This window comes from Pseudomonas sp. S2_C11 (assembly GCF_054668395.1).
This window is the reverse complement of record NZ_CP162765.1, coordinates 905,588-925,956: the sequence shown is the minus strand read 5'-3', so window position 1 is coordinate 925,956 and position 20,369 is coordinate 905,588. Positions and strand designations below refer to the sequence as shown.

Genomic DNA, 20,369 nt, shown 5'->3' with positions numbered 1-20,369 from the left:
GCTGTTCCTTGGCTCATGGGCACCAGTAAATCTCTAACGTAGGTTGCAGAAACGCGCGCACCGGCATGGCCGCAACGTCATCGGATGCCAGCGCGGCATTCAGGGTGGTCAGTTTCGATTGACCGGAAATCGACAGAATCTTGTGCCGGGCCGAGGCCAGCAGCGCGCGGCTCATGGTCAGGCGCTGACGCGGCACGCTTGGCGCCAGCATCGGCCAGCAACGGCGCGTGCCATCGGCTTGCAGGGCTTCGGCGAGGTTCGGGCTGTCGGGGAACAGCGATGCGGTGTGGCCGTCATCGCCCATGCCCAGCACCAGCACGTCGATCGGCGGCAGTTCGCCGAGCAGACGATCGGCCTGTTCAGCAGCCTGCTCGACGTTGGCCGCCGCGCTGTAGAGGCTGAGGAACTGCGCCTTGGCTGCCGGGCCTTTAAGCAGATACTGCTTGAGCAGGCCGGCATTGCTGTCGGCATGTTCCACCGGTACCCAGCGTTCGTCGGCCAGGGTCACAACGACCTTCGACCAGTCCAGCTCCTGCTTGGCCAGGTGCTGGAAAAACGCTACCGGGCTGCGCCCGCCGGACACCACCAGCACCGCGTTGCCGCGCGCGGCAATGGCGTCGCTCAGTTGATTGGCAACGTTCAGCGCCAGGCCTTCAGCCAGCAGCACCGGGCTGTTGAATTCGCGGGCAGTCACACCCGTCGGCAGTTGCACATCAGATATCGCCATACCACGACCTCCCGTCCCGCGTGATCAAAGCAATGGAGCTCATCGGCCCCCACGACCCGGCCGCATAAGGCTTGGGCGCGTCGCCGGATTTCTTCCACCCGGCAATCAGCTGGTCACACCACTTCCACGCGGCTTCGATTTCATCTTTACGGACAAACAGGTTCTGATTGCCGTTCATCACTTCCAGCAACAACCGCTCGTAGGCATCGGGGATCCGCGCGCTACGCCAGGTGTCGGAGAAATTCAGTTGCAGCGGCCCGCTGCGCAGTTGCATGCCCTTGTCCAGGCCCTGCTCTTTGGTCATCACGCGCAAGGAAATGCCTTCGTCCGGTTGCAGGCGGATGATCAGTTTGTTGCTGATCTGCAGGCGTTGCTCCGGGGCGAAGATGTAGTGCGACGGTTCCTTGAAGTGGATGACGATCTGCGACAGCTTCTGCGGCATGCGCTTGCCGGTACGCAGGTAGAACGGCACGCCGGCCCAGCGCCAGTTGCGGATGTCGGCACGCAGGGCGACGAAGGTTTCGGTGTCGCTCTGGGTATTGGAATTCGGTTCTTCGAGGTAACCCGGAACGGATTTGCCTTCGCTGTGGCCGGCGATGTACTGGCCGCGCACCACTTGTGTGGTCAGGCCTTCCGGACTGATCGGCGCCAGCGCCTTGAGCACTTTTACCTTTTCGTCACGGATGCTGTCGGCGGACAGGTCGGCCGGTGGGTCCATGGCAATCAGGCAGAGCAGCTGCAACAGGTGATTCTGGATCATGTCGCGCAGCTGGCCGGCCTTGTCGAAATAGCCCCAGCGGCCTTCGATGCCGACCTTCTCGGCCACGGTGATTTCCACGTGGGAGATGTAATTCTGGTTCCACTGGGTTTCGAACAGGCTGTTGGCGAAACGCAGGGCGATCAGGTTCTGAACGGTCTCTTTGCCCAGGTAGTGGTCGATGCGGTAGGTGCGGTCTTCCGGGAAAAACTGCGCGACGGCGTCGTTGACCTTGCGCGACGACTCCAGGTCAGAGCCGATCGGTTTTTCCAGCACCACGCGAGTATTTTCGGCCAGACCGACTTTCTCGAGGTTCTCGCAGATAGCGCCGTACACCGCCGCCGGGGTGGCGAAGTAGGCAATCATGCGCTGGCTGCTGCCGGCCAGTTCCGCCAGCGCCACGTAATCCTCAGCCTTGAGGAAGTCGACGTGCAGATAGGTCAGGCGCGCGAGGAAGCGCTCGGCCACGGTTTCGTTCAGCTCTTTGCCGACATAACGGCGCAATTCGGCGGCGATGAACGCCATGTGCTGCTGCTCGCTGCCGGGCTCACGGGCCAGCGCGATGATGCGCGTGTCCTCGTGCAGCAGGTCGGCACCGTCAAGGTGATACAGGGCAGGAAACAGCTTGCGCAGGGCCAGATCGCCAAGCGCGCCGAACAAGGCAAAGGTGCACGGTTCAACCGTAATGGAAGGCATGATGTTTGTTCTTTTATCAAGTTAAGCTACAAATACCTTTTTTCAAGGCATCACTCAAGGGAAAATGTAGTAATAACCACAACATTTTCGCAGAATACTCAATCCGAGTGGTGGTCGCCCGGACGCATCAGTAGGATAGGCCACCGTCACGGGCCATATCAAAGGCCCAATTTGCATAGCCCGACGCAACTTTGCGTCGGTGAATCAGGAATTCCATATGGACCGCGTGCGAAATTTACTGGAACAGATCCAGAGTCGCCTTGAAGAGCTGAACAAGGCCGAACGTAAGGTCGCCGAGGTGATTCTGCTCAATCCGCAGCAGGCCACCCGCTTCAGCATCGCCGCCCTCGCCCAGGCCGCCTCGGTAAGCGAACCGACGGTCAACCGTTTCTGCCGTTCGTTCGGTGTCAGCGGCTACCCCGAACTCAAGCTGCAATTGGCCCAGAGCCTGGCCAGTGGTGCGGCGTATGTCAGCCGCGCGGTCGAGGCCGATGACAATCCCGAGGCGTACACGCAGAAGATTTTCGGCAGCGCCATCGCCTCCCTGGACAGCGCTTGCCAGGCGCTCGACCCGAACCTGATCAGCCGCGCCGTCGACCTGTTGATCCAGGCTCGGCAGATCCACTTCTTCGGCCTCGGCGCTTCGGCCCCGGTGGCGCTGGATGCGCAGCACAAGTTCTTCCGCTTCAACCTCGCTGTCACTGCTCACGCCGATGTGCTGATGCAGCGGATGATTGCCTCGGTGGCGCACACCGGCGAGCTGTTCGTGATCATTTCCTACACCGGGCGTACCCGCGAACTGGTGGAAGTGGCGCGAATCGCCCGGGAGAACGGCGCTTCGGTTTTGGGCCTGACAGCGGAGAATTCACCGCTGGCCGAGGCCAGTACTTTGAGCCTGAACATTCCGCTGCCGGAAGACACCGACATTTATATGCCGATGACCTCGCGGATCATTCAGTTGACCGTGCTGGATGTGCTGGCAACGGGAATGACCTTGCGCCGTGGCGTGGATTTCCAGCCGCATCTGCGCAAGATCAAAGAGAGCTTGAATGCGAGCCGGTATCCGGTTGGGGATGAATTCAACTAAAGATCAAAAGCCCCCTCACCCCAGCCCTCTCCCGGAGGGAGAGGGAGCCGACCGAGGTGTCTTGCGCGGTACATCGACCTGAAATATCCAGTCGATTATGGATTCAGAACTGCACTTTCACGTCGGCGTAATTCTTGAGCATCCCCCATTCGGTCCCCTCTCCCTCTGGGAGAGGGCTAGGGTGAGGGTATCGGTGTACTTGACGCACTAAGCCGCCGCCCACGCCTGCAAACTCAAATGCGCCTTCTCCCCCGGCGCCAGGTGCAGGCTGTCCGTGCCACCCGCCGCTGCTTCCACGCAGACGAACTCGGAAATCTCGTCCCAACTTACCCCCAGTAACGGCCGCGCGCCGGGATGCCAGACGACGGTGTCGCCGCTGTCACCGGTATCGATGCACAACTCGCGCTGCCAGGCGTGATCCTTGAGCTGCAATTCGCCGTCATGCTGGAACACCCGCTGACAGCCGCCATCGACCCGCAACTCGCCTTCCTGCTGGCAAACCTGACGATTCAACTGGTCATAACCCTGAGCGCCTTCGAGCCCAGACAGCGCTATCTCACCAACATCGCCTATACGCCAGTAAGCGTGCAAAGCCTGGCTCAACTGGCACGGCATGTCGTCCTGATGCTCGGTGCTCAGCCGTAATTCCATGCGTTCGCCCAGGTGCGCGTGCAGGTCGACCTGCCAATCGCACAGCTGCAATTGCCAGTGCAGGCGCACGCCGTCTTCGGCGCTGCTGCTGTCGAGCAGTTTCCAGTCGAGCAGTCGCGCCCAACCATGGGACGGCCAGGCGTTTTCGCTCGGATGACGGCCATACCACGGCCAGCACACCGGCACGCCACCGCGAATCGCGCCGACATGCGGCCACTTCGCCGCGCACCACAACCACGGCTTCTGCCCACGCGGCTGAAAGTGCAGCAACTGCGCACCCTGCCGACTGAACACCGCCTGACACAGCGGATGATCGATCACCAACACGTCGCGCATCTGATAGCGCTCCCAGGCGAACACCGGTCGCTCGCGCAGGGATTTGAAGAAGCGTTGCAGCGGATGCTCAGGCATTGGCTACGGTTCCGAATCAACTTTCATGGGCGGCGCGAACCCTCCAAAAAAAGCGGACAGCCTGGGCTGTCCGCAAAATGCGCACATAGAGAGGAGCTTATCGCAGACGCGTTAGAACGTTGACTGAATTTTCAGGCCAGCGACCAAAGCGTTATCGACTTCATCCACACCGCCCGGATGGGTGATGTATTGCAGGTTGGGACGCACGGTCAGCCAGTTGGTGACATGGATGCCGTAGTTGAGCTCGTAGTTGTATTCGGTTTCACGAATCGGCGAGAACGCGGCGTTGTCGTAATCGGAGACACCGTTGGCAGCGTTCAGCAGTTCAGCATTGCGCTTGACGTCCTTGTTGACGTGGATACGCGCCGCGCCGATACCGATGTCATCCTTCGGACGCGCGTCGAACGGGCCTTTGTAGACAAACATCACCGACTGGTAGTTGTCGATGAAGTTGGTGTCCTTGTCGTGGAAAGTCGCGTTGGCGGCGATGTTCAGACCACGAGTCGCATCACCGTTGTGGCTGGTGAGTTGCTGTTGCGCAACGAACCAGTAACCGCTTTTGCTGTTGTGCGACTTGTAGTCGTCACCGGTGGTTGCCGCATCGAGACCGTTGACGTCTTCGCGAACGTCGTCGGCATCGGCCGTGCTCTTGTAGTAACCGACGCGGTATTCGCCCGGCAGGCTGTTGACCTTCGGCGACCAGACCAACTCAACCGGCAGCACGGTACCTTTGGTGCCGCTGCCGCTGAGCTTGAAGCCGTTGCCGTGTTCCAGTTGCGACGGGTTCTGGTTGTACGCACCGATCTGCGCGTAGAGCTCGTCGTTGATGTTGTACTTCACACGGATCGCGGCCTGGCTGACGGGCCAGTTGTACCAGATGTTGGTCGCCCAGTTACCCACTTGCGAACCGCAGAACGCCAGATTCTGGAAGTCGCACGGGAAGGTGTTGAAGTCTTCGCCTTCGCCGAAGTAACCGGCCTTGACGTCGAGCTTGTTGTCGAAGAACTGGTGCTGGATCCACAACTGGGTCAGACGCACCATGTGGCCACGGCCGTAGACTTCCTGCGAGGAGCTGAGGGTGCCGGCACGCGGATCGCCAACGCGGTCGTTGGAGATGTTGTAGCCGTTACGGTTGGTCAGCTGGATCTTCGCTTGGGTGTTGTCCCAGCCCCACAGCTTCTGCAGGTCGAGGGCCACGCCCAGACCGAACTGGTCGGCGTAACGCGCGGTCTTGTCGTCGTTGTAGCCGCCGTTCAGGTTGGCGCCCATCTCGCCAACGTAGTCGGCCTTGATGTCGATACCCTGCTCGATCAGCTTGGTGCGCTCACCGCCCCAGTCGCCGGTCATCCACTTGGAGTCGGAGCTGAACGCATCCGCCGCCATTGCATTACCGGCCAGCACCAGTGCAGCTGCCGCTGAAACCTGGCAGATCAACCGGGCATTGACGTGTTTCTTTTTCATCCCTACATCCTCGTCTTTATTGTTATTAACTGTTTTTATCTAACGCGGTTTACATAAAGTGCAGTGCTCGACAGGCCGGGCACTGCTTGCCCCCTATGGGAGCGAGCCTGCTCGCGAATGCGGTGTATCAGGCGACATCAATGCTGGATGTCAGACCGCTTTCGCGAGCAGGCTCGCTCCCACATTTTGTACTTCAGCGGCCTTTGAACTGCGCCACATTCGCCGACCGGGTCTCTGTCTGCACCTGGCCCGCAACGCCCAGACGCTCGCCGGTATTGGCGTCGAACAACAACACTTTCGATGGATCGAACTGCAGCGTCAGGCTTTCGCCCACCTGCGGTGCCACGTCCGGCGCCAGTCGGCAGCAGACCTTGGTGTCATTCAGATTGACGAACACCAGCGTGTCCGGACCGGTCGGTTCAGTGACCTGCACTTCGGCACGGATGCTCGGCAGACCATTGCCCTCGCCGTTCGCCAGAACAATCTGCTCCGGGCGCAGGCCGAGGATTACTTCGCGATCTTCGAGGCCGGCGTCCTGCATGCTCATCGGCAATTCGCAACGCGCCTGACCGCTGTCGAGCAGCGCCAGCAGGCGACCTTCCTTGCGCTGCAAACGCAGGGGGATGAAGTTCATCGGCGGCGAACCGATGAAGCTTGCGACGAACAGGTTGGCCGGGTCGTTGTAGATGTCTTTCGGCGTACCGAACTGCTGAATGATGCCGTCCTTCATCACCGCCACCTTGTCGCCCAGGGTCATCGCTTCGATCTGGTCGTGGGTCACGTAGACCGTGGTGGTTTTCAGACGCTGGTGCATCAGTTTCATTTCGGTACGCATCTCGACGCGCAGCTTGGCGTCGAGGTTCGACAGCGGTTCGTCGAACAGGTAGATCTTCGGCCGCCGCGCCAGGGCACGGCCCATCGCCACACGCTGTTGCTGACCACCGGAGAGCTGGCCCGGTTTGCGATTGAGCAGGTGTTCGATCTGCAACAGCTTGGCCACGCGGGCGACTTCTTCGTCGATCGCTGCCTGCGGCATCTTGCGGATCTTCAGGCCGAACTCGATGTTCTCGCGCACGCTCATGGTCGGGTACAGCGCATAGGACTGGAACACCATGGCGATGTCGCGATCCTTGGGGCTCATGCCGCTGACGTCCTGATCACCGATCATGATCGCGCCGCCGGTGATGGTTTCCAGACCGGCGATGCAGTTCATCAAGGTCGATTTGCCGCAGCCCGACGGGCCGACGAGGATCAGGAATTCACCGTCCTTGATCGACAGTTCGATGTTCTTCAGGGTGTCCGGCAGGCCGGCCCCATAGGTCTTGTTTACGTTGCGAAGTTCAAGCGTAGCCATGATTACCCCTTGACCGCGCCGGCCGTCAGCCCGCGCACGAAATACTTGCCTGCGACCACATAGACCAGCAGGGTCGGCAGGCCGGCGATCATCGCCGCTGCCATATCCACGTTGTATTCCTTGGCGCCGGTGCTGGTGTTGACCAGGTTGTTCAGCGCCACGGTGATCGGTTGCGAATCACCGCTGGAGAACACCACACCGAACAGGAAGTCGTTCCAGATCTGGGTGAACTGCCAGATCAGGCAGACCATGATGATCGGCGTCGACATCGGCAGAATGATGCGGCGGAAAATCGTGAAGAAACCCGCGCCATCCAGACGCGCAGCCTTGACCAGCGCATCGGGAATGCTCACGTAGTAGTTGCGGAAGAACAGTGTGGTGAACGCCAGACCGTAGACCACGTGCACGAACACCAGGCCGGTGGTGGTGCTCGCCAGGCCCATCTTGCCGAGGGTGAACGAGGCCGGCAGCAGCACAGTCTGGAACGGCAGGAAGCAGCCGAACAGCAGCAGACCGAAGAACAACTGCGAACCACGGAAGCGCCACATCGACAGCACGTAACCGTTCAACGCACCGATGGCGGTGGAGATGATGACGGCCGGTACGGTGATCTTGATCGAGTTCCAGAAGTAGCCGTCAACCGTGGCCCAGGCCTTGACCCAGCCGATGCCGCTGACCACGGTCGGCCAGCTCAGCAGGTTGCCGGTGCTGATGTCTTCCGGGGTCTTGAAGCTGGTCAGCAACATCACCACCAGCGGCACCAGATACAGAAACACCGCAAGGATCAGCACCGCGTAGATCGCGATGCGGCTCAAGCTGATGGCGGGTTTGGCAGCAAGACTAGTCATGACGCTTGGTCCTCAGCTCGGAATACAGGTAAGGCACGATGATCGCGAGGATCGCACCGAGCATCAGAATCGCACTGGCCGAGCCCATGCCCATCTGGCCGCGACTGAAGGTGAAGGAATACATGAACATCGCTGGCAGGTCGGAGGAATAACCAGGACCGCCGGCGGTCATTGCCGCAACCAGGTCGAAGCTCTTGATCGCGATGTGCGCGAGGATCATCACCGCACTGAAGAACACCGGACGCAGGCTTGGCAGCACGACTTTCCAGTAGATGCGCGGCATGCTCGCGCCGTCGATCTGCGCGGCACGGATGATCGATTGATCGACGCCACGCAGGCCGGCGAGGAACATCGCCATGATGAAGCCCGAGGCTTGCCACACAGCGGCGATCACCAGGCAGTAGACCACGCGATCGGGGTCGATCAGCCAGTCCAGACGGAAGCCTTCCCAGCCCCAGTCACGCAACAATTTGTCCAGGCCCATGCCCGGGTTGAGCAGCCATTTCCATGCGGTACCGGTGACGATCATCGAGAGCGCCATCGGGTACAGGTAAATGGTGCGGATAAAGCCTTCGCGACGGATGCGCTGGTCGAGGAACACCGCCAGCAACACGCCGATCACCAGGGTGATACCAATGAACATGCCGCCGAACACGGCGAGGTTCTTGCTCGCCACCCACCAACGATCGTTGTCGAACAACCGCGCGTATTGCGCCAGACCGGCCCACTTGTAGTTGGGCAGGAAGGTCGAGGTGGTGAACGACAGAATGAACGTCCACAGGATGTAGCCATAGAAGCCCACCAGCACGATGAACATGCTCGGCGCCAGCACCAGTTTCGGTAGCCAGCGCTGCAATGCATCGAACGGCGAGGCCTTGCTGAACACAGCAACAGAACTCATGGGGAAATCCACAATAAGGGTTTACGAAAGCATTCCCTTGCAGGAGTGAGCCCTGTGGCGAGGGGATTTATCCCCGATCGACTGCGCAGCAGTCGCGAAATCATTACATGCGGTATTTCAGACACTGCACCGCTGCAACTTTCCGGGGTCGCTTCGCAACCCATCGGGGATGAATCCCCTCACCACAAAGGCTCACTCCTACAGGGGCCAAGCATTACTTGGCCGACTGAACTGCCGCGCCGAGTTTCTTCGCCGCATCGGCCGGGTCGGCTTTCGGGTCGTTGATGTAGTTGGTGACTACGTCAAAGAACGCGCCCTGCACCGCCAGCGTGGTCGCCATGTTGTGCGCCATGCTTGGTTGCAGGCCGCCGGACTTGGCGTCCGCGAGGAAGTCCTTGGCAGCGGTCTGCGCGCAGGAATCGAAGCCGAGCTTGTCCATGTTGTTCAACATGTCGTTGCGCACCGGGATCGAGCCTTTGTTGATGCTGAAGACTTTCTGGAAGTTCTCACCCAGCACGACTTTGGCGATGTCCTGCTGACCGGCCGCAGTGCCTGCGTCCTTCTGCTTGAACACGGCCAGCGAGTCGATGTTGTAGGTGAACGCCTTGTCGGTGCCCGGGAACGCTACGCACTCGTAGTCCATGCCGGCGACTTTCTTGGCGGCGGTCCATTCGGACTTGGCCCAGTCACCCATGATCTGCATGCCGGCCTTGCCGTTGATGACCTTGGCCGCTTCGAGGTTCCAGTCCTGGCCTTTGCCGTCCGCGTCCATGTAGGTCGCGACTTTCTTCAGCTCAGTGAGCGCCTTGACCATTTCCGGGCCGGTCAGCGCTTTGTTGTCGAGATCGACCAGGGCTTTCTTGTAGCCATCCACGCCCATGACCGAGAGCACCACGGCTTCGAACACGGTGCTGTCCTGCCAAGGCTGACCGCCGTGAGCGAGCGGAATGAAGCCCGCCGCTTTCAGCTTGTCGCCGGCCGCGTAGAACTCTTCGAGGGTGGTTGGATTCTTGGTGATGCCGGCTTTCTTGAAGACTTCCGGGTTGATCCACAGCCAGTTCACGCGGTGAATGTTCACCGGCACGGCCACGTAATCACCGTCGTACTTCACGGTATCGGAGACTTTCTTGTCGAGCAGGCTGTCCCACTTTTCCGACTTGGCGACGTCTTTCAAAACGTCGGTGTCGAGCAGGCCGGTCGACGCCCATTCCTGGATGTCCGGGCCTTTGATCTGCGCTACGCCTGGCGGGTTGCCGGCAACGGCACGGCTTTTCAGCACGGTCATGGCAGTCGCACCGCCACCACCGGCAACAGCGCCGTCCTTCCAGGTGAAACCGTCTTTTTCGACTTGGGCCTTGAGCACATCGACAGCGGCTTTTTCGCCACCGGAAGTCCACCAGTGCACGACTTCGACCGAACCTTTGGAATCGGCAGCGGAGACACTGAGCGGCAGGATTGCGAGCGGGAACAGGGAGGCGACAGAAATGACAGTAGCGAGGCGAGAAATCGCATTCATTCGAGATGTACCTTTCTTGTTGTTATGCATTGCAAGTCTGGTGCTTGCGCTGCACGGAGTTTAAACAGAGCGTTTCGCTTCGCAGGTAACGAAGGGACGCGTAAATGTCACGACATGGTTACACAGCAACAGGCCGGGACGACTGCGCCAAAGCCGTGGCCATGGTTGGCGCCAGCGGCAATCGTGGAATCAGCACAGCCTGCCAGGCGTGATACAGATCGGGCTTGCCCGGCCAGATATCGGCACTCGGCACATTCTGCGGATTGAGTTCGTGGTACCAGCTGCCGTTGCAACGGTCGATGAAATTCGTCTCACAGAATTCCCAGAACAGTCGGTACCAGGCTTCGTATTGCGCGTCGCCGGTGCGTTTGAGCAAGGCGCTGGCGGCGGCGCTGGCTTCGGCGTGCGTCCAGTGCAGGCGATGGCGAACGACGACCTGGTTATCCCAGTCGAGGGTGTAGACGATGCCCGGCGCGCCATCGACATTCCAGCCGTGGCGGCAATTGTTTTCGAAGAGTTTTTGCGCATCCAGGGCCAGCCAGCCCGGCGTGAGCATGCCGGCCTGCACTCGCGCGGCTTCAAGATGCAGGAGCAAGCGCGCCCATTCGAAACCGTGGCCCGGCGTGGTGCCGTAAGGACGGAAACCGTCGGCGGGGTTGTCGTGGTTGTATTCGCGCAGCGGTTGCCAGTCGCGATCGAAGTGTTCGATGACCATGTAACCGTTGGCCGCAGCGTGGCCATGGATCACCCGCTCGACGATGCGCTGGGCGCGCACCAGCCAGCGCGGATCTTCGGTGACATCGGCCAGCGCGAGGAATGCTTCGGTCGCGTGCATGTTGCTGTTGGCGCCGCGATAGGCTTCTTCTTCGCTCCAGTCGCGGTTGAAGAATTCGCGCATGGCGCCCTCTTCTTCGCTCCAGAAATAAGTGTCGATGATGTCGATTGCGTCATCGAGCAAAGCTTGGGCGCCGGGCCGTTGCGCGACGGCGGCGGAGCTGGCGGCGAGCGCGACAAAGGCGTGCAGATAGGCGTTCTTGCCGGTGTTGTCGTCGCGGTGTTCGGCAACTGCAAACCAGCCGCCGTGCAACGCATCACGCAGTGGCCCGCGCAACGCGGCGATACCGTGGTCGACCAGCTCGGCAAACCCCGGCAGGCCCTGAATGTGCGCCATGGCGAAGCTGTGGGTCATGCGCGCGGTGTTCATGGTCTCGGCTTGTGCGTGCGCAGGCAAACGGCCGCGTTCGTCGAGGTTGCCGAAGCCTTCGGGCAGTCGTGATGCCTTGGCGAAATCCAGCAGACGCAGGCCTTCGGCGGCTAGCCATTGCTGGTGGGCAGGGGCGTTCAGCCAACTGCTGAAGTCTGGGTGAAAGGTGTCCATGGCGTGACCCTTTTTTGTTGTTAGGACTGCGGGCAGTCTAAACAACGGCCCGGGGCGGGCTTGTAACGAAGGGGGCGGGGTTTGTCACTGGCTCGTGACAAAAGAGAAGAGCAAAAGCACCCTCACCCCAACCCTCTCCCGGAGGGAGAGGGGGCCGACCGAGGTGTCTTGCGTCCTCCGTCGACCTGAAAAATATTGGCGATTATGGATTCACCACCGCATTTACAGGTCAGCGCACCTCAGCAGCATCCCCCAATCGGTCCCCTCTCCCTCTGGGAGAGGGCTAGGGTGAGGGGCTTTTCGGGGTTAATCCACAGACCGAGGCAACTGCAACGTCACCCGCAACCCACCCTCACGCAGGTTCTGCAACGTCACCTCGCCGCCATGGCTATGGGCGATGTTGCGCGCAATGCCCAGTCCCAATCCGTAGCCCTGCTGCTGTCCCGCCAAACGGAAGTGCGGTTCGAACACTTGCTCCAGCCGCTGCTGCGGCACACCCGGCCCTTCATCGTCGACGTGCAAAACGAACGCGCTGTCATCGTCATCGATGTGCAGATGCGCGTTCTGCCCGTACTTCAAGGCGTTGTCGATCAGGTTGCCGATGCAGCGCTTGAGCGCCAGCGGTTTGCCCGGGTATGCCGACAGCGCGCGGCCATGCTGGGTGACGCGGCCATTGCCGTTCGGCGCCAGATACGGCTCGACCAGGCAATCGAGGACATGATTGAGATCCACCGGCTCGATGTTCTCGTGGATGTCGGTGTCTTTCACGCATTGCAACGCGCCTTTGACCAGCAGCTCCAGCTCATCCAGATCGCGGCCGAACTTGGCTTGCAGCTGTTCGTCTTCGAGCAGTTCGACGCGCAAGCGCAGACGGGTGATCGGCGTGCGCAGGTCATGGGAAATCGCGCTGAACAACTGGCTGCGTTCGGTCAGGTAGCGGCTGATGCGTTCGCGCATGGTGTTGAACGCGCGGCCAACTTCGACCACTTCACTGCCACCGCCCTCCGCCACTGGCTCGACATCCGCGCCCAGCGACAGATCCCGCGCCGCCCGCGCCAGACGCTTGAGCGGCCGGCTCTGCCAGTGCACCAGCAGGCCGATGAACAACAACAGAAAGCCGCTGGTGAGGACGATAAACCACACCTGCTGCGCCGGCAGGCCTTGTTCTTCGAGACTGGTATACGGCTCGGGCAGCAACGAGGCGATGTACAGCCATTCGCCCGGGGCCATTTGAATCTGCGTGACCAGCACCGGCGGATTCACCGGTTCAAGCGTCAACGCGTAGTGCGCCCAGGAGCGCGGCAATTCATCAAGTTTCAGCCCTGCGTTGAAAATGCGCAGGTCTTCGGGGCTGACGAAGGTCACCGAAATATCCGTGTCATGGCCCAGAGACTGGCGCAGCACTTCGTCCACCGCTTGCATCACCGCAGCCTTGCGCGGCGTCACCGGCAGCACGTCCATGCCCAGCGGCTTGTCGTTCAGCGTCACGACAAACCGGGTGCCGCCCATGCTGCGCAATTGATCGAGCACCAGCGGCCGATAGGCCACAGGCAAGGAACGGAAATAGCTGACGCTGGCGGTCATCGAATGCGCCAGGCTGCGGGCACTGGTGACCAGGCCTTCGAGCTGGGTGGCGCGCAGTTGCGACACCCAGATCACGCTCGACAGCGTCTGCGCGAACAGCACCGCCAGCAGAGTCAGCAGCAGCATCCGCCCGAGCAGCGAGCGCGGCACCGGTATGCGACTGGCGAATTTGCGCAGCGACTCAGTGAGCATTGCCGGCAACCACATTGGCTGCCAACTGATAGCCGCTGCCGCGCACGGTGCGGATCAACCGTGGCGGTTTTTCGGTGTCGCGCAAGCGTTGGCGCAAACGGCTGACGGCCATGTCGACGATGCGATCGAGCGGCATCAGATCGCGGCCACGGGTGGCGTTGCCGATGGTGTCGCGGTCGAGGATTTGCTGCGGATGATCGAGGAACAGTTTCAGCAGAGCGAAATCGGCGCCGGAAAGGATCACTTCCTCGCCGTCAGTGTGGAACAGCCGATGGCTGACCGTGTCCAGGCGCCAGTCGTCGAAGACCAGCACTTCGCTGCCGCTGCGTTCGTGGGCGAACTGTGCGCGGCGCAGCAGGGCCTTGATCCGCGCTTGCAGTTCGCGCGGGCTGAACGGTTTGCCAAGGTAGTCGTCGGCGCCGAGTTCCAGACCGATCACGCGGTCGGCTTCGTCGGAACTGGCAGTCAGCATGATGATTGGCACCTGTGCCTGACGCGGGTGCTGGCGTACCCAACGGCACAGGCTGAAGCCGTCTTCGTCGGGCAGCATGACATCGAGGATCACCAGATCGCTCGGCGCCTCGTTGAGCGCCTGACGAAAACCGGCACCATCGGCGGTGGCCCGCACCTGGAACCCGGCGCGGGTCAGGTAGGTTTCCAGCAACTCGCGTATTTCCTGGTCGTCATCGACCAACAATATCGACTTGTTGACTGAGCTCACTTCGAAGGCATCCTTGTTGTTGGAGTTGGGCGGATTATGCCTTAAGCATCAAACTAACAGACACTACAGAAACCCTTGTGGGAGCGAGCCTGCTCGCGAATCGGTTTTAACATTCAACAGATCTGTTGACTGACACACCGCTTTCGCGAGCAGGCTCGCTCCCACAATTGGATTGCATTTCAGGTCGGGATTGATTGATCCAGCGCCACGCCGGCGCCGACCAGGCCGGAGTACGGCGCCGTCACCAGCCACACCGGGATGCCTTTGAAGTAGTCGCTCATGCAGCCTTTGTCGGCGAAGCAGCGGGCGAAGCCGCTGGCGAGGAAGAAATCGGCGAAGCGGGGAATCACCCCGCCAACGATAAACACCCCGCCGCGCGCGCCGGTGGTGAGCACGTTGTTGCCGGCAACGCGGCCGAGCCAGCAGCAGAATTGCTCGAGCACTTCCAAAGCGATCGGGTCACCGGCAAGGCCAGCGGCGGTGATCGCTTCCGGCGTTTCAAGCGTAGGCTCATGACCATCCACCGCGCAGATCGCCCGGTACAGTCGAGGCAGGCCGCCGCCGCTCAACGCGGTTTCCGCGCTGACATGGCCGATTTCGTTGTAGATGTGTTGCCACAGTTGCGTTTCGCGTGGACTGCTCAGCGGCAGGTCGACGTGGCCGCCCTCGCCCGGCAACGCGGCAAAGCGCCCTTCGCCGAGATCGAGCAAGGTGCCGACACCCAGGCCAGTGCCGGGGCCGATCACCACCGCCGGGCGCAACGGCTCCGGCGTGCCTTCGCAGACCACGCGGAATTCGCCCGGCTGCAAGCGGGTCATGCCCAGCGCCATCGCCGAGAAGTCGTTGGTCAGCAACAACTGCTCGACCTGCAAGGTCTTGCAAAACGCGCTGCGGCTGAGCCGCCAGTGATTGTTGGTGAACTTGAATTCATCGCCACTCACCGGACCTGCCACCGACAGGCACACTGAACCGATCGAACCCGGCGCCAGGCCGAGCCCGCTCAGGTACAGAGCGATTGCCTCTTCCGGGCTGGCGAAGTCGGCCGTGGCCAGCACCTGAACCGATTGCAGTTGCTGGTTTTGCCACAACGCGAACCGCGCGTTGGTGCCTCCGATGTCACCGACCAAAGCCAGTTTCAATTAAGCGTCTCCAGGGCAGAAGTGAAGGCGCTGGCGCCCTGCTCCGCCGAGCTGAAGGCCATGCGCATGAAGCCAAACAGCTCGCGGCCGCTGCCAATATTGTTGCCCAACAGGCCCTTGGCAGGTTCGCGCGCTGCAAATTCGGCGGCGTCGACCTTCAGTTCCAAGGTGCCTTTGACGCCATCGACGCGGATGATATCGCCCTCTTGCACGCGCGCCAAAGCGCCACCGACATAAGCTTCCGGGCTGACGTGAATCGCTGCGGGGATTTTCCCCGACGCTCCGGACATGCGCCCGTCAGTCACCAACGCCACTTTGAAGCCGCGATCCTGCAGTACGCCGAGGAATGGCGTCATCTTGTGCAGCTCCGGCATGCCGTTGGAGCGCGGCCCTTGGAAGCGCATCACGGCAACAAAATCCTTCTCCAGCAGACCGGCCTTGAATGCGTCCGCCAGATCCTGTTGATCCTGGAAGACCATCGCCGGTGCTTCGACGATCTGGTTCTCCAGCGCAACGGCGGAAACCTTCATCACGCCGCGACCGAGGTTGCCTTCCATCACCCGCAAGCCGCCCTCTTGCGAGAACGCACGGGATACCGGACGCAGGATGTTTTCGTCGAGGCTGTCGGTCGGCCCTTCGCGCCAGACCAACTCACCGTTATCGAGGAACGGCTCTTTGGTGTACTGGCTCAGGCCATGGCCGAGCACGGTGTTGACGTCTTCATGCAGCAGGCCGGCGCCGAGCAGTTCGCGGATCAGGAACGACATGCCGCCCGCTGCCTGGAAGTGGTTGATGTCGGCTTTGCCGTTCGGATAGACGTGGCTCAGGGTCGGGACGACTTCGGAAAGGTCGGCCATGTCCTGCCAGGTCAGTTGAATGCCAGCGGCCATGGCGATGGCCGGCATGTGCAAGGTGTGGTTGGTCGAGCCGCCGGTGGCGTGCAAGGCAACGATGGAGTTGACCAGCGCCTTCTCGTCGACGATTTCGCCGATCGGCATGAAGTTGCCGTTCTGCTTGGTCAGGCGCGTGACCTGATGCGCGGCTTCGCGGGTCAGGGCGTCGCGCAGTGGTGTGTTCGGGTTGACGAAAGAGGCGCCCGGCAGGTGCAGGCCCATGACTTCCATCAGCAACTGATTGGTGTTGGCGGTGCCGTAGAAGGTGCAGGTGCCCGGGCTGTGGTAGGACTTCATCTCCGATTCCAGCAGCTCTTCGCGGGTGGCCTTGCCTTCGGCGTACTTCTGGCGGACGTCGGCTTTTTCCTTGTTGGAAATCCCCGACACCATTGGCCCGCCCGGTACGAAAATGGTCGGCAGATGACCGAAACGCAGCGAACCCATCATCAGGCCCGGAACGATCTTGTCGCAGATGCCGAGCATCAGCGCGCCGTCAAACATGTTGTGCGACAGCGCCACGGCGGTGGACATCGCGATCACTTCGCGGCTCGGCAGGCTCAGTTCCATGCCCGGCTCGCCTTGGGTCACACCGTCGCACATGGCCGGAGTGCCGCCGGCGAACTGACCGACCGAGCCGATTTCGCGCAGGGCGTTCTTGATCTGTTGCGGGAAAACTTCGTACGGCTGGTGCGCCGAGAGCATGTCGTTATACGAAGACACAATGGCGATGTTCGCCGAGTTCATCATCCGCAGGCTGTGCTTGTCTTCAGTGCCGCAACCGGCCACGCCGTGGGCGAAGTTGGCGCATTGCAGCTTGCCGCGCATCGGGCCGTCGGTGGCGGCGCCGCGAATCAATGCAAGGTAAGCCTGACGCGTGGCGCGGCTGCGGGCGATAAGCCGTTCGGTGACCTCAAGAACGCGGGGATGCATGTGTAGAACTCCAGGCTAACGGATGTGGCGACCTGATTGTCTATGCTGATCAAACGCCGTTGTTGTTGGAATGACAGACGGCTTTTTTGACCATTCGGACCAGTTGATTCAGGTCACTCGTTGTAGATAAAACAAAATATTGCCACTAAAAAGGCTTGTTTTCTATTTTTATGCGAATAATCTTGTAATTCCAACAACAAAACGACGGCGGCGCTGTTCCATGACTCTTCGAATTGCAATCAATGGTTTTGGCCGCATTGGCCGTAATGTCCTGCGCGCACTGTATACCCAAGGCTATCGTCAAGACCTGCAGATCGTCGCGATCAACGATCTGGGTGACAGTTCGATCAATGCCCATCTGCTCAAATACGACACCGTTCACGGCACTTTCGACGCCGAAGTGGCGCACGATAACGAAAGCCTGACGGTCAATGGCGACCGCATCGCGGTCAGCGCCATTCGCAACCCGGCCGACCTGCCCTGGGCCGCAGAAAAAATCGACGTAGTGTTCGAATGCACCGGTCTGTTCACCGACCGTGCCAAAGCCGCCGCGCATATCAGCGCCGGCGCCCGCAAGGTGATCATTTCTGCCCCGGCCAAAGGCGCCGACGCCACCGTCGTTTATGGCGTCAACCACGACATTCTGCGTCAGTCGCACCAGATCATTTCCAACGCTTCGTGCACCACCAACTGCCTCGCGCCAGTGGCGCAGGTGCTGCATCGCGAGTTGGGCATCGAAAGCGGCCTGATGACCACCATCCACGCCTACACCAATGACCAGAACCTCACCGACGTCTATCACAGCGACCCGTACCGTGCCCGCTCGGCCACGCAAAACATGATCCCGAGCAAGACTGGCGCAGCCGAAGCGGTAGGCCTGGTGCTGCCGGAACTGGCGGGCAAATTGACCGGCATGGCTGTGCGCGTACCGGTGATCAACGTGTCGCTGGTCGACCTGACCGTGCAACTGAAGAAAGAAGCCAGTGCCGACGAAGTCAACGCCCTGCTGAAAGCTGCCAGCCAGCACTCGAAGATTCTCGGTTACAACACCTTGCCGCTGGTTTCCAGCGACTTCAACCACAACCCGCTGTCGTCGATCTTCGACGCCAACCACACCAAGGTCAGCGGCAAGTTGCTGAAAGTGCTGGCCTGGTACGACAACGAATGGGGCTTCTCCAACCGCATGCTGGATAACTGCCTGGCGTTGTGTAACGCCGAATAATCCCGGCCGGTCCCCAATCCCTGTGGGAGCGAGCCTGCTCGCGAAAGCTGTCTGTCAGTCGATATGGAATTGACTGACACGACGCCTTCGCGAGCAGGCTCGCTCCCACAGGAGATCCGATTTCAATTCGAAATCAGCACTTGACCATTTAGCTGGATGATAAGCATTATCATTCGCTCGAAATGGATCAGGTCCTCCCGTGAGTCAATCGCGCTTCAACCATGTCTTCCTCGCCCAGCGCACTTCCCTGCTGCGCACGCTGGAACGGATGGTCAACAATCACAGCACCGCTGAAGACCTGTTGCAGGAGACCTACCTGCGCGTGACCCGGGCGTTGAGCGAACGGGCCATCGATCACCTTGAACCCTTTGTCTTCCAGACCGCGCGCAATCTGGCGCTGGATCATTTGCGTGCGCGCAAGATTCATGCGCGGACCATGGTCGACGACGTGCCGCAAGATGTCGTGCAGAGCATCGCCGCGCCCGCCAGCAGCGCTGAAGACGCCGCCCACGCCGAACAACTGCTGGAGCGTTTGAACGTGAGCCTCAGCCAACTCAGCCCGCGCCAGCAGCAGATCTTCATCCTCAGCCGCCTGCACGGGCACAGCTATCAGGAAATCGCTGATGAACTTAATGTTTCGCTGAGCACCGTGCAGAAAGAACTGAAACTGATCATGTCGATCTGCATCGGTGTTGCCGAACGACATAACGGCAGCGGCAAGCTTTGAGCTGCAAGCTACAAGTAAAAACAAAAAGCGGTAACGCATCCGGCTTGCAGCTTGCAGCTTGAAGCTAGAAACTGCTTCGCCAGAAGCCCTGAGGAACCACCGTGACGGACACCCACCGCTCGCCTTCGCCCGATTCGGCGCGGGACGCTGCAGCTGCAATGGACCAGGCGCTGGACTGGCTCATCGTGCTCGGCAGCCCGGATGAGGAACAGACCCGGCAATTTCATGCCTGGCTGGCGGCTGATCCGTTAAATGCCGAGGCATTCGCCAAGGCCCAGGCCATCTGGGACGGCCCGCAAGTCGCACTGTGCGCCGAGGCTCTGGCGGCAAAACCGGTAAAAATCACCTTCCTCAAACGCTTGCGCCCGCACTGGAAACCGCTGGCCACCGCTGCGGTGCTGATCCTTGGGCTGTTCAGTTTCAGTAACTTGCCGATGCGCATTCAAGCGGATCACCTGACCGTGGTCGGCGAGCGTCAGCGTCTGCAACTGGAGGACGGCTCGAAGGTTCTGCTCAATACCAATTCGGCGTTTTCCAGCACCATCAACGATCAGCAACGCGTGGCCCGGCTGTTTCAGGGCGAGGCGTTTTTCGAGATCGCCAGCGGGCGCAATCAGCCGCTGGAGATCGACGCAGGTCCGGTAACGGCCAGCGTCCACGACACCGCATTCGCCGTGCGCTACCTCGACGGGGTCGCGCAAGTGAATGTGCAACGTGGCGATGTCGATCTGCGCGCCACCCACAACGATGCCCGGGTGCGCCTGCGTGCCGGGGAAAGCATTCGCATCGGCCCCAACGGTTTTGATCGCCCGGCCAAGCTCGACGCCAATGCCGATCTGGCCTGGGTTGAAGGCCGTCTGGTGTTCGAGAACTGCCCGCTGAATCAGGTGCTGGCCGAGCTGCGCCGCTACTACCCGGGCTGGATCATCAACAACAACGAGCACCTGGCCGACGTCGCCGTCACCGGCAATTACCGTCTCGACCAGCCGCTCGACGTGGTCCGCTCCCTCGCCCACATCACCTCGGCGCGCCTGCAGGAATTCCCGGCGCTGGTGATCCTTAACTGAATGAGAATTATTTTTACTCGATAGTCAGCGACAGTACGTCTCGTTATAGCCAATGCAATTGATTCGCATCTAACCATGCCGATCAGCACCTATAAAGATTCGTGCGA

General features: G+C 60.7%; 17 protein-coding genes. 4 read left to right on the top strand and 13 right to left on the bottom strand.

Annotated features, from left to right (window positions below; genetic code table 11):
• Positions 1 to 13 precede the first annotated feature (13 nt).
• Entirely contained in the window at positions 14 to 727 is a 714-nt protein-coding gene (pgl, locus tag AB4N48_RS04285) for a 6-phosphogluconolactonase (RefSeq protein ID WP_150637499.1), read from the bottom strand.
• Entirely contained in the window at positions 714 to 2,180 is a 1,467-nt protein-coding gene (zwf, locus tag AB4N48_RS04280) for a glucose-6-phosphate dehydrogenase (protein WP_016773537.1), read from the bottom strand. The genes pgl and zwf overlap by 14 nt, the downstream gene beginning before the upstream one ends.
• Before the next feature lie 226 nt (positions 2,181 to 2,406).
• On the opposite strand from zwf, the gene AB4N48_RS04275 reads away from it, so the two are divergent.
• Positions 2,407 to 3,267 (top strand): MurR/RpiR family transcriptional regulator, encoded by an 861-nt coding sequence (locus AB4N48_RS04275; RefSeq protein WP_460095547.1) that lies wholly within the window; start codon positions 2,407 to 2,409, stop codon positions 3,265 to 3,267.
• A 207-nt stretch (positions 3,268 to 3,474) separates the two neighbouring features.
• Here the strand turns inward: AB4N48_RS04275 and AB4N48_RS04270 are convergent, their stop codons facing one another.
• From AB4N48_RS04270 to edd, 11 genes are all read right to left on the bottom strand, one after another.
• Positions 3,475 to 4,329: a D-hexose-6-phosphate mutarotase gene (locus AB4N48_RS04270; protein ID WP_095181488.1), complete on the bottom strand. Its 855-nt coding sequence runs from the start codon at positions 4,327 to 4,329 to the stop codon at positions 3,475 to 3,477.
• 111 nt (positions 4,330 to 4,440) lie between these two features.
• Positions 4,441 to 5,790, bottom strand: a complete 1,350-nt coding sequence (locus tag AB4N48_RS04265; protein ID WP_016773536.1) for a carbohydrate porin — start codon at positions 5,788 to 5,790, stop codon at positions 4,441 to 4,443.
• Between the two features lie 193 nt (positions 5,791 to 5,983).
• Entirely contained in the window at positions 5,984 to 7,144 is a 1,161-nt protein-coding gene (locus tag AB4N48_RS04260; RefSeq protein ID WP_457262277.1) for an ABC transporter ATP-binding protein, read from the bottom strand.
• A gap of 2 nt (positions 7,145 to 7,146) precedes the next feature.
• Positions 7,147 to 7,992, bottom strand: a complete 846-nt coding sequence (locus AB4N48_RS04255) for a carbohydrate ABC transporter permease (protein WP_039758116.1) — start codon at positions 7,990 to 7,992, stop codon at positions 7,147 to 7,149.
• The gene (locus AB4N48_RS04250; protein ID WP_016773533.1) at positions 7,985 to 8,893 is read right to left on the bottom strand and encodes a carbohydrate ABC transporter permease; all 909 of its coding nucleotides are present in this window, start codon (positions 8,891 to 8,893) and stop codon (positions 7,985 to 7,987) included. The genes AB4N48_RS04255 and AB4N48_RS04250 overlap by 8 nt, the downstream gene beginning before the upstream one ends.
• Before the next feature lie 214 nt (positions 8,894 to 9,107).
• Positions 9,108 to 10,409, bottom strand: a complete 1,302-nt coding sequence (locus AB4N48_RS04245) for an ABC transporter substrate-binding protein (protein ID WP_460094854.1) — start codon at positions 10,407 to 10,409, stop codon at positions 9,108 to 9,110.
• Between the two features lie 118 nt (positions 10,410 to 10,527).
• The gene (locus tag AB4N48_RS04240; RefSeq protein ID WP_460094853.1) at positions 10,528 to 11,787 is read right to left on the bottom strand and encodes a D-mannose isomerase; all 1,260 of its coding nucleotides are present in this window, start codon (positions 11,785 to 11,787) and stop codon (positions 10,528 to 10,530) included.
• A gap of 306 nt (positions 11,788 to 12,093) precedes the next feature.
• Positions 12,094 to 13,563 carry an ATP-binding protein gene (locus tag AB4N48_RS04235; RefSeq protein ID WP_056787959.1) on the bottom strand — a complete coding sequence of 490 codons (1,470 nt, stop codon included), beginning with the start codon at positions 13,561 to 13,563 and terminating at the stop codon, positions 12,094 to 12,096.
• Positions 13,553 to 14,284, bottom strand: a complete 732-nt coding sequence (locus AB4N48_RS04230; RefSeq protein ID WP_016773529.1) for a response regulator — start codon at positions 14,282 to 14,284, stop codon at positions 13,553 to 13,555. The genes AB4N48_RS04235 and AB4N48_RS04230 overlap by 11 nt, the downstream gene beginning before the upstream one ends.
• A 179-nt stretch (positions 14,285 to 14,463) precedes the next feature.
• Complete coding sequence (locus tag AB4N48_RS04225) at positions 14,464 to 15,423, bottom strand: glucokinase (RefSeq protein WP_056787957.1); 960 nt, start codon at positions 15,421 to 15,423, stop codon at positions 14,464 to 14,466.
• Positions 15,420 to 17,246, bottom strand: a complete 1,827-nt coding sequence (gene edd, locus AB4N48_RS04220) for a phosphogluconate dehydratase (protein WP_016773527.1) — start codon at positions 17,244 to 17,246, stop codon at positions 15,420 to 15,422. Before edd ends, AB4N48_RS04225 begins: the two co-directional genes overlap by 4 nt.
• A gap of 220 nt (positions 17,247 to 17,466) precedes the next feature.
• Between edd and gap the strand changes: the two genes are divergently transcribed.
• The 3 genes from gap to AB4N48_RS04205 all read left to right on the top strand — a co-directional run bounded on the left by gap (position 17,467) and on the right by AB4N48_RS04205 (position 20,262).
• On the top strand, positions 17,467 to 18,468 hold the full coding sequence (gene gap, locus AB4N48_RS04215) for a type I glyceraldehyde-3-phosphate dehydrogenase (RefSeq protein ID WP_016773526.1): 1,002 nt from the start codon (positions 17,467 to 17,469) through the stop codon (positions 18,466 to 18,468).
• Positions 18,469 to 18,667: 199 nt separating this feature from the next.
• Positions 18,668 to 19,195 carry an RNA polymerase sigma factor gene (locus AB4N48_RS04210; protein WP_095181483.1) on the top strand — a complete coding sequence of 176 codons (528 nt, stop codon included), beginning with the start codon at positions 18,668 to 18,670 and terminating at the stop codon, positions 19,193 to 19,195.
• A gap of 101 nt (positions 19,196 to 19,296) precedes the next feature.
• Positions 19,297 to 20,262: a FecR family protein gene (locus AB4N48_RS04205; protein ID WP_423664066.1), complete on the top strand. Its 966-nt coding sequence runs from the start codon at positions 19,297 to 19,299 to the stop codon at positions 20,260 to 20,262.
• Positions 20,263 to 20,369 lie beyond the last annotated feature (107 nt).

Excerpts from the sequence above, each read along its gene's own strand:
- gap (WP_016773526.1), top strand. The coding sequence starts at position 17,467 with ATGACTCTTCGAATTGCAATCAATGGTTTTGGCCGCATTGGCCGTAAT.
- AB4N48_RS04265 (WP_016773536.1), bottom strand. The coding sequence starts at position 5,790 with ATGAAAAAGAAACACGTCAATGCCCGGTTGATCTGCCAGGTTTCAGCG.
- AB4N48_RS04260 (WP_457262277.1), bottom strand. The coding sequence starts at position 7,144 with ATGGCTACGCTTGAACTTCGCAACGTAAACAAGACCTATGGGGCCGGC.
- AB4N48_RS04235 (WP_056787959.1), bottom strand. The coding sequence starts at position 13,563 with ATGCTCACTGAGTCGCTGCGCAAATTCGCCAGTCGCATACCGGTGCCG.
- AB4N48_RS04245 (WP_460094854.1), bottom strand. The coding sequence starts at position 10,409 with ATGAATGCGATTTCTCGCCTCGCTACTGTCATTTCTGTCGCCTCCCTG.
- pgl (WP_150637499.1), bottom strand. The coding sequence starts at position 727 with ATGGCGATATCTGATGTGCAACTGCCGACGGGTGTGACTGCCCGCGAA.
- AB4N48_RS04270 (WP_095181488.1), bottom strand. The coding sequence starts at position 4,329 with ATGCCTGAGCATCCGCTGCAACGCTTCTTCAAATCCCTGCGCGAGCGA.
- edd (WP_016773527.1), bottom strand. The coding sequence starts at position 17,246 with ATGCATCCCCGCGTTCTTGAGGTCACCGAACGGCTTATCGCCCGCAGC.
- AB4N48_RS04250 (WP_016773533.1), bottom strand. The coding sequence starts at position 8,893 with ATGAGTTCTGTTGCTGTGTTCAGCAAGGCCTCGCCGTTCGATGCATTG.
- zwf (WP_016773537.1), bottom strand. The coding sequence starts at position 2,180 with ATGCCTTCCATTACGGTTGAACCGTGCACCTTTGCCTTGTTCGGCGCG.
- AB4N48_RS04255 (WP_039758116.1), bottom strand. The coding sequence starts at position 7,992 with ATGACTAGTCTTGCTGCCAAACCCGCCATCAGCTTGAGCCGCATCGCG.
- AB4N48_RS04240 (WP_460094853.1), bottom strand. The coding sequence starts at position 11,787 with ATGGACACCTTTCACCCAGACTTCAGCAGTTGGCTGAACGCCCCTGCC.